Source organism: uncultured Ruminococcus sp. (assembly GCA_902785355.1).
Taxonomy (GTDB): Bacteria; Bacillota; Clostridia; order Oscillospirales; family Acutalibacteraceae; genus Ruminococcoides.
Window position 1 is genome coordinate 15,547 of the sequence record CACZYF010000039.1, and the last position, 10,319, is coordinate 25,865.

A 10,319-nucleotide genomic window follows, 5' to 3' on the forward strand; every position below is an offset into this window, starting at 1 on the left:
GGTATATACGGTGAAGGTATCGCCGATGTTGAACTCGCGGGTCTCGCTCTGTCCCTGTAAGCCGTAGATGGTTACGGTCGCCTTAGAGGGCGCCTCGGTGGGCTTCTCCGTGGGCTTTTCGGTGGGTTTCTCAGTGGGTTTCTCAGTGGGTTTCTCGGTCACGGGAGCAGTGGTAGGCTTCTCGGTCACGGGCTGAGTAGGCGCGGGAGCGGGCTTATCAAAGGAAGCAGTAACGATCACGTTCTCACCGGGAGCAACGGTGCTCTTATTGATCACGCGGGTGATCGCCTCGTCGGCGGCGGCAAGCGTCAAAATCGTGTTACGGACTTCAGCAGTACCCGGCTTTGTGACACGGTAGGTGAACTGCGACAAGATGCTGCTGTCGCTGTTGAAAACAAAGGGGTCTAAGCCGGCGTTTGCAGCATTATAGCGCTGGATCGCGCCCATCTGTCGGGCGACGGTAGCCTCGCCGGTGATCGGGAACATACCGGCGGGGTTAGTGAACAGGTTGTACTGGCCGACCGGATCGACAGACTTCAGGATGGAGCTGGTGAAGGTCTGGGCCGCGTTGACAGCCGCGATCTTACCCTGTGCGGTGGTATCGAGCGCATTCAGCGTTGTATAAACGGTAAAGGTATCGCCGACGTTGAACTCGCGGGTCTCGGACTGACCGTTCAGACCGTAGATCGTAACGCTCGTCTTCTGAGCCTCGGTAGGCTTCTCAGTCGGCTGCTCGGTAACGGGGGCGACTGTAGGCGCTACGGTAGGCTTCTCGGTAACAGGAGCGGCGGTGGGCATCTCCGTGGGCTTCTCGGTAACGGGAGCAGCGGTGGGCTTCTCGGTCGGGGATTCCGTAGGCTTTACGGGCATGTCGATGGGCTCTTCGATGCCTCTGTCGCGTGCATCGGGATCATCGACAAGGTAGAGCATAATATAGAACACGTCTACGATGTCGATAACATCATCATGGAAGGTGTTCGCGACTCTGAATTCTACATCATCTTCCGTAAAATCGTCGTACTGGATGTAGCCTTCATACCATGCCAGTGAACATTGAAGATCAAGCGCATCGGCACCGGTAACGATGCCGTCGCCGTCAATATCGCCGAGCAACGGAACATCGTCGTACGGATCAGCAGCACTTGCGGGAACGGCGCACATGGTAAACATGGCAACGAGCATCGTTAACACAAGCAACAAGCTGACCGCTCGTTTAGATTGTTTCATGTTAATCTCCTCCTATCGGTTTTTCATAATGCACACAATTACACAAAAGTGTACACTATCGCTATCATATTAATTATATTACAACTGCGTAACCTTTTCAACAGAAACCACTCGGATTATTCCTGTTGAAAGTATAGAAAAATCGACCCTGTTTTTGGAAGAATTGCACAAGTGATCTATATAGAAATATGAAAAATGAGCCTCCCGGCGGAAGGCTCATTCTGCGGATTATTCTATTAATCTTCGATCGGCGCTACGGGAGCGGTGGGGATGTAATTCTCCTCCAGCTCGATGTTGTTGTAGCGGGACATACCGGTACCGGCGGGAACCAGCTTACCGATCAGGACGTTCTCCTTCAAGCCGACCAGCGGATCGACCTTGCCCTTGATCGCGGCGTCGGTGAGGACGCGGGTGGTCTCCTGGAAGGACGCGGCGGACAGGAAGGAATCGGTCGCGAGAGAAGCCTTGGTGATACCCAGCAGGAGCTGCGTCCAGGTAGCCTCCTTGAGGCCTTCCTCACCGTTCGCGATGCGCTCCTTGATCAGCTTATTCGCATAGAGCACGTCGTTGCGGTTATACATCTGACCGGGCATAAAGTCGGTCGAGCCGGGCTCATCTACGCGCACCTTCTTGAGCATCTGGCGCACGATGACCTCGATATGCTTATCGTTGATATCAACACCCTGTAAGCGGTAGGTGCTCTGTACCTCGCTGATGAGGTAGTCCTGAACAGCCTTAGCACCCATGATCTCAAGGATGTCATGCGGGTTGACGGAACCGTCGGTGATCTTGTCACCCTTACGGATATGCTGACCTTCCTCTACCGCGACGCGGAAGCCGAAGGGGATCAGATAGCTCTTCTCCTCGGCGGTCTCGGTATTGTAGACAACAGCATGGCGGGTGTTCTTGATCTCCTCGAAGCGGACGTCGCCGTCGATCTCGGAGATGATCGCGAGGTTCTTCGGCTTACGGGTCTCGAAGAGCTCCTCAACACGCGGAAGACCCTGGGTGATATCCTCAGCGGACGCGACACCGCCCGTATGGAAGGTACGCATCGTCAGCTGGGTACCGGGCTCACCGATGGACTGGGCGGCGATGATACCGACCGCCTCACCGACGGTGACGGGGTAACCGTTCGCAAGGTTCGAGCCGTAGCACTTACGGCATACGCCGTGCTTGGAGCGGCAGGCGAGGATGGAGCGGATCTCGACGCTCTCGACGCCGGAGTTGCAGATGATATCCGCCTCGCGGTCGCCCATCAGGGTATCCTTGGAGACCAGCACATTGCCGTTCTCGTCACAGAAATCGCGGACGAGGTAACGGCCGAGCAGACGCTCGTGCATCTCTTCGATGACCTGCTTGCCCGCCTTGATATCAAAGACCTCGAGGCCTTCGTTGGCGTGGCAGTCGTCCTCACGGATGATGACCTCCTGCGATACATCGACCAGACGGCGGGTCAGGTAACCCGAGTCGGCGGTACGCAGCGCGGTATCCGCCAAGCCCTTACGCGCACCACGGGAGGAGATGAAGTACTCCAAGATGTTCAGGCCTTCACGATAGTTCGCACGGATCGGGATCTCGATGGTCTTACCGGAGGTGTTCGCGATCAGTCCGCGCATACCGGCGAGCTGACGGATCTGGCTCATGGAGCCACGGGCGCCGGAATCCGCCATCATGTAGATGGGGTTGTAGCGGTCGAGGTTGCCCTGCAGCTTCTCGGTAACGTCGTTGGTCGCCTTCTCCCAGATAGAAAGTACCTTCTCGTATCTCTCCTGGTCGGAGCGCAGACCCATGTTGTATTCTTCGCGGATGGCGTCGACATCAGCCTCAGCCTTCGCGATGATCTCTTTCTTCTCGGGCGGGATGGTCGCGTCGCAGACAGCGACGGTGATCGCGCCGATGGTGGAATATTTATAGCCCTGTGCCTTGATCTTATCCAGCACGTCGGCAGTGATTTCTGTACCGTGGGCATGGATGCAGGCGTCGATGATCTTACCGAGCTGCTTCTTGCCGACGAGGAAGTCTACCTCGAACTTACCGACGTTCTCGGGCTTCGTTCTGTCAACAAAGCCGAGATCCTGAGGAACGGCACGGTTGAAGATGATCTTGCCGACAGTGGTATCGATAAGATTGCGAATAATCTCGCCGTTGAATTCGCCCTCGCATCTGACCTTGATCTTGCTGTGCAGGGTCAGGATACCGGTCTGGTACGCCATGAGCGCCTCGTCGACGTCCTTGAACACCTTGCCTTCACCGGGCTCGCCGTCCTTATCGAGGGTCAGGTAGTAGGAACCGAGGATCATATCCTGGGTCGGAACGACGACGGGCTTACCGTCGGAGGGCTTGAGGAGGTTGCCGGCTGCCAGCATCAGGAAGCGCGCCTCAGCCTGAGCCTCAGCGGACAGCGGTACGTGAACCGCCATCTGGTCGCCGTCGAAGTCGGCGTTGTAAGCGGTACAAACCAGCGGATGCAGCTTCAGCGCACGTCCCTCAACGAGAACGGGCTCGAACGCCTGGATACCCAGACGGTGGAGGGTAGGCGCACGGTTGAGCAGTACGGGATGACCCTTGATGACGACCTCGAGCGCGTCCCAGACCTCGGGCTTCGCTCTCTCGACCGCCTTACGTGCCGCCTTGATATTCTGAGATACCTTAGTCTCGACCAGACGCTTCATGACGAAGGGCTTGAACAGCTCCAGCGCCATTTCCTTCGGCAGACCGCACTGGTACATCTTCAGCTCGGGACCGACAACGATAACGGAACGGCCGGAGTAGTCGACACGCTTACCGAGCAGGTTCTGACGGAAGCGGCCCTGCTTGCCCTTGAGCATATCGGAGAGGGACTTCAACGAACGGTTGGAGGGACCGGTGACGGGTCTGCCTCTTCTGCCGTTATCGATCAGGGCGTCTACCGCCTCCTGCAGCATACGCTTCTCGTTGCGGATAATGATATCGGGCGCCTCGAGCTCGAGCAGACGAGCGAGACGGTTATTACGGTTGATAACGCGGCGATACAGGTCGTTCAGGTCGGAGGTCGCGAATCGGCCGCCGTCGAGCTGTACCATGGGGCGGATATCCGGCGGGATGACCGGGAGAACCTCCAGGATCATCCACTCGGGACGGTTGCCGGAAAGACGGAACGCCTCGACAACCTCAAGTCTCTTGGAGAGACGGGCGCGCTTCTGAGAGGTGGAGCAGTTCTCGAGCTCCTCCTTGATCTCGGCGGAAAGCGCCTCAAGGTCGATCTCCTTGAGCAGGTCGCGGATCGCCTCGGCGCCCATACCTGCCTTGAAGTCGTCCTCGTACTTCTCTCTGAGGTCACGGTACTCCTGCTCGGAGAGGAGCTGGAGCTTCGCGATCTCGCGGGCGTCGCCCGGATCGGTGACGATATAAGAGGAGAAGTACAGCACCTTCTCCAGTGTACGGGGCGAGATGTCCAGCATCAAAGAGATACGGGACGGGATGCCCTTGAAATACCAGATATGCGATACGGGAGCGGCGAGCTCAATATGACCCATACGCTCGCGTCTGACCTTGGCGCGGGTGACCTCAACGCCGCAGCGGTCGCAGATCTTGCCCTTGAAGCGGATACGCTTGTACTTACCGCAGTGGCACTCCCAGTCCTTGGTACTTGGTAGGTCCGAAGATGCGCTCGCAGAATAAGCCGTCACGCTCGGGCTTGAGGGTTCTGTAGTTGATCGTCTCCGGCTTCTTGACCTCGCCGTAAGACCACTCTCTTATTTGATCGGGAGAAGCAAGACCGATTTTAATCGAATCAAAAACGTTATTATCCATTAAAGCCCCTCCTTAAATTTCATCGGAACCGAAGTCATCATAATCGAGCATATCGTCCTGATCCTCATAAATAGATGACTCGTCAAACATATTGCCTTCCTCGTCCTGATCCTCGTCGAGCAGGAAGCCGTCCATCGAGGTCATGACCTGATCCTCCTCGAGCGTCTCGTCATCGGAAGCGACAACGATATCGTCGTCCTCGTCGAAGTGCTGCTTGAGGTCGATCTCCTCGCCCTCGCTGTTGAGCACGCGGACGTCGAGCGACAGGCTCTGCAGCTCCTTGATCAGTACCTTGAAGGACTCGGGGATACCCGGAGTCGGGATGTTCTGACCCTTGACGATGGACTCATACGCCTTGACACGGCCTACGACGTCATCGGACTTCACGGTCAGGATCTCCTGCAGGGTGTAGGCGGCGCCGTAAGCCTCGAGCGCCCAAACCTCCATCTCACCGAAGCGCTGACCGCCGAACTGAGCTTTACCGCCCAGAGGCTGCTGGGTGACCAGGCTGTAAGGACCGGTGGAACGCGCATGGATCTTATCATCGACCAGATGATGCAGCTTTAAGTAATACATGTAGCCGACGGTGACGGGGTTGTCGAAGAACTCGCCGGTTCTGCCGTCGCGCAGTCTGGTCTTACACTCCATGGAAATGCCGTTGTGACGGAAGCACTCGCCGAAGTCGATGCCGGTCTCGTTACGCATATCCGGATAGTCGTCTTTATCCTTGATACGCTCGAAGAGCTCGAAGATATCCTGCTCATGAGCGCCGTCGAATACGGGAGTCATGATCTTCCAGCCAAGCGCCTTACAAGCGTAGCCGAGGTGAACCTCGAGCACCTGACCGATGTTCATACGGGAAGGTACGCCCAGGGGGTTCAGAACGATATCCAGCGGCGTACCGTCGGGCAGGAAGGGCATATCCTCCACAGGCAGAATACGGGAAACGACACCCTTGTTACCGTGACGACCCGCCATCTTATCGCCGACGGAGATCTTGCGCTTCTGCGCCAGATAACAGCGGACAACCTTGTTGACGCCGGGCTGCAGCTCGTCGCGGCTGTCCTCGCGGGTGAATACCTTGACGTCGACAACGATACCGCTCTCGCCGTGGGGCACGCGCAGGGAGGTATCACGAACCTCTCTCGCCTTCTCACCGAAGATAGCGCGCAGCAGGCGCTCCTCGGCGGTCAGCTCGGTCTCGCCCTTGGGCGTTACCTTACCGACCAGGATGTCGCCGGCGTGTACCTCGGCGCCGACGTGGATGATACCGTTCTCATCCAGATCCTTGAGCATGTCCTCGCCGACATTCGGGATGTCGCGGGTGATCTCCTCGGGTCCGAGCTTGGTATCACGGGCGTCGATCTCATACTCTTCGATATGGATCGAGGTATATTTATCCTCGCGGACGATCTTCTCACTGATGAGAACCGCGTCCTCGTAGTTGTAGCCTTCCCAGGTCATGAAGCCGATCAGGGCGTTCTTACCCAGAGAGATCTCGCCGTCCTTGGTAGCGGGACCGTCGGCAAGGACCTCGCCCTTGACGACGCGCTGTACAGGTGCCCTGATTGGAGCGCAGGAACTTGATGACCTCGTGCTCCTTGACCTTACCGTTATCATACTGGACGGTGATGTGGTTCGCGTCAACGCTCATGACGGTACCGTCGTCATCGGCAAGTACGCAGACGCCGGAGTCGGTGCCCGCCTTGTACTCCATACCGGTGCCGACGATCGGGGATTCGGTGACCATCAGCGGTACAGCCTGGCGCTGCATGTTCGCGCCCATCAGCGCACGGTTCGCGTCATCGTTCTCGAGGAACGGGATCATCGCGGTTGCGACGGAGACGACCATGCGGGGAGAAACGTCCATATAATCAAATCTGGATGCTTTCAGCTCGACGAACTCGTCCTTATGACGGCCGACGACCTTATGATGGACGAAGCGGCCCTCTTCATCGAGGGGCTCGTTCGCCTGGGCGACATAGAACTCGTCCTCCATATCGGCGGTCATGTAGACGACCTCCTTGGTGACGATGCCGGTCTCCTTGTCGATCTTGCGGAAGGGAGTCTCGATAAAGCCGTACTCGTTGATCTTCGCGAAGGTCGCAAGGTAAGAGATCAGACCGATGTTCGGACCTTCAGGGGTCTCGATAGGACACATACGGCCGTAGTGGGTATAATGTACGTCACGTACCTCGAATCCCGCTCTGTCTCGGCTTAGACCGCCGGGACCCAGCGCTGACAGACGTCTTTTATGCGTCAGCTCGGCAAGGGGGTTGTTCTGATCCATGAACTGGGACAGCGGAGAGGAACCGAAGAATTCCTTGATCGCCGCGGTCACGGGACGGATATTGATGAGGGACGCGGGAGAGAGCGACTCGGGATCCTGCGCCTGCAGGGTCATACGCTCGCGGATAACACGCTCGAGACGGGAGAAGCCGATGCGGAACTGGTTCTGCAGCAGCTCGCCGACGCGGCGGATACGACGGTTACCGAGATGGTCGATATCGTCGGTGGTGCCGACATGCTCGGCAAGGCAGTTCATATAGTTGACGGAAGCGAAGATATCGTCGGTGGTGATGAAGTTCGGGACGAGCTCGCCTGCGCGGCGCTCGATCTCAGCCTTCAGCTCCTCCTCGCTCTCGCAGGAATCGAGGATCTCACACAGCACGTCGAAGGATACGCGCTCCTTCACGCCTAAGGGAGCGCAGTCGAAATCGACATACTGATTGATGTCGACCATGCCGTTGGAGAGCACCTTGATCTCGTGACCCTCGTCAGCGGCGATGAACGCGCAGCGAACGCCGGCGTTGTCGATCTCGGCAGCCTTCTCGCGGGTGATGACCTCGCCGCGCTGGGCGAGCACCTCGCCGGTACGGGGAGCGACGATGGGTTGGGTCAGGGTCCTGCCGGTGATACGGCCGGCAAGGTTGAGCTTCTTATTATATTTATATCTGCCGACGCGCGACATATCGTAGCGCCTCGGGTCGAAGAAGAGGTTGTTGATGTGCGTCTGAGCGCTCTCGATCGTAGGCGGCTCAGAGGGGCGGAGCTTGCGGTACACTTCGATCAGACCGTCCTCCACGCTCTTGCAGTTATCCTTCTCAAAGGTCGCCTTGATACGCTTGTCGTCGCCGAACATCTCGACGATCTCGGCGTCGGTACCAAGACCTAAGGAACGCAGAAATACGGTGATCGGCAGCTTGCGGTTCTTATCGATACGGACATAGAACACGTCGTTGACGTCGTTCTCATACTCCAGCCACGCGCCGCGGTTCGGGATGACGGTGGAGGAGAACAGCTCCTTACCGGTCTTGTCGTGATCCATCTTGAAGTACACGCCGGGGGAACGGACGAGCTGGGATACGATAACGCGCTCGGCGCCGTTGATGACGAAGGTACCCGAATCGGTCATGAGCGGGAAATCACCCATAAAGACGTTACTTTCCTTGATCTCGCCGGTCTCCTTGTTCAGCAGGCGGGCAGTCACGCGCAGGGGCGCGGAATATGTGGCGTCCCTCTCCTTACATTCGATGACCGAGTAGTTGGGATGCTCGACGTCGAGGGTGTAGTCGATGAAGTCGAGGACAAGGTTGTTCTGGTAATCGTTGATACCGGAAACATCCTTGAATACCTCCTTCAAGCCCTCGTCAAGGAACCACTGGTAGGACTTCTTCTGGATCTCGATAAGGTTCGGCATATTGATGACGTCTTCAATCTTGCCGAAGCTCTTACGTTCCGCTCTGCCCAATTTTACGTCTTTGACATTTACCATTAGGCACATCACTCCTTCTTTATATTTCGTAACGGGACACAATCCGTAACGGTTACAAGATTGTTTTCATTTAGCTCTTGACAAACGGCTTTGACTTTGCTAATATACTTTGTCGAAAAATCCGTCTGAGGCTCAAGGCGTAAATGTTCCCATAATGATACATTGTAGTATTCTAAAGGAAAGTGTCAACTTTGTCAAGAGATTTTCAAAAACTTTTTGCTTTTAATTCTGATTCGCAATTATAAATAAAAAGCTTTTGTTCTCGAAAGTGTTAGGAACACCCGACAGCGTTGCGTGTTTTACAAGTGTAAAACACAGGGTTGTTTATGAAAAAGCCACAATAATCATCTTTGACCCCTGTATTTTTAGTTTATACTAACCGAAGGAGCGGAAAATGGCTCTCAATAGCGAAAAAATCTTTTTAAAACTGAAAACAAAAGCCGCCGTACACCTGTACGACAGCATCGATTCGACCAATAATGAGGCGAAGCGCAACGCACAAGCGGACAGCGGCGTCCACCTCTACGCCGCCTCGCACCAGACTGCGGGCAGAGGCAGGCGCGGTCACGACTTCTATTCGCCGAAGAACACGGGGCTGTATATGACCCTCTCCCTCCCCTGCTCCGCTCCCGCGGACATCCAGCTGCTCACCTGCGCCGCCGCGGTCGCGGTCTGCACAGCGGTAGAGAAGCTCACGCCGCAGAAGCCGCAGATCAAATGGGTCAATGACATCTTCATCAGCGGCAGAAAGGTCGCGGGCATCCTCACGGAGCTGGTCAGCGACAGCATGAACCGTCCGCTGAGGGTCATCGTCGGCGTCGGGATCAACCTGAAAACGGAGGATTTCCCCGCCGAGATCGCCTCTACCGCAGGGAATCTCGGCGACGTTGAACCCGAGGCGCTCTGCGCAGCCGTCACCGATGAACTCGTTCAACTGTACGGTCGGCTCGACGATCCCGCCGTCATCGACAGCTATCGCGGACACAGTTCGGTACTCGGCAAAGCCGTGAGTTATGTCAAGGATAATGTCAGACATACGGCGATCGCCGTCGATATTGCGTCCGACGGAGGTCTGATCGTCGAAGAGAACGGGAAACGCTCCGCACTCAACTCCGGAGAGATCTCGGTAAGCCTGTAAAACGCCCCCTGCGGCAGCGCTCGTGATGCCGCAGGGGTTTTCATACGGGAAAGCGCGCCTTGCGCCCCCCGCACTGACTGTTTTTTAAAAATTCCACATAGACACAGGGCTGCCGCAACGCTTGCGACAGCCCCGTTTCTTTTATTATGCGTTTTTAAATCAGCGGTCAAAACCGCTTCGCAGTAGGATCAGATTCCCAGCGGGAGGCCGAGGCCCTGCTCAAATCTACCGAGGGTGGTAGTATGAGTATTGATGGGACCCGGACCGGGCTCTTCACCGGAGGTGGTGATAACGTCCTCTGTGTCAAATTCGGTTACGTCCATCAAAAGACGCTCATAAGTTTCTTTATTCATATTCATGCACGTCCTTTCTGTCAGTTCTGGA

General features: G+C 56.4%; 2 protein-coding genes and 3 pseudogenes. 1 reads left to right on the forward strand and 4 read right to left on the reverse strand.

From position 1 onward, the window contains the following. The 3 pseudogenes from R2I50_RS08765 to rpoB form a co-directional block, all read right to left on the reverse strand. Positions 1–1,227, reverse strand: a pseudogene (locus R2I50_RS08765) (hypothetical protein); the annotation flags it as partial. 236 nt (positions 1,228–1,463) lie between these two features. Beyond that, a pseudogene (gene rpoC / locus R2I50_RS08770) lies at positions 1,464–5,022 on the reverse strand (DNA-directed RNA polymerase subunit beta'). 12 nt (positions 5,023–5,034) lie between these two features. Then, positions 5,035–8,797: pseudogene (gene rpoB / locus R2I50_RS08775) on the reverse strand (DNA-directed RNA polymerase subunit beta). Positions 8,798–9,191: 394 nt separating this feature from the next. On the opposite strand from rpoB, the gene R2I50_RS08780 reads away from it, so the two are divergent. Beyond that, a complete protein-coding gene (locus R2I50_RS08780) occupies positions 9,192–9,935 on the forward strand; it encodes a biotin--[acetyl-CoA-carboxylase] ligase (protein ID WP_316608772.1) in 744 nt (247 codons plus the stop codon). Between the two features lie 188 nt (positions 9,936–10,123). Here the strand turns inward: R2I50_RS08780 and R2I50_RS08785 are convergent. After that, on the reverse strand, positions 10,124–10,319 hold a 196-nt coding region (locus tag R2I50_RS08785; RefSeq protein WP_316608773.1), incomplete at its 5' end, for a hypothetical protein.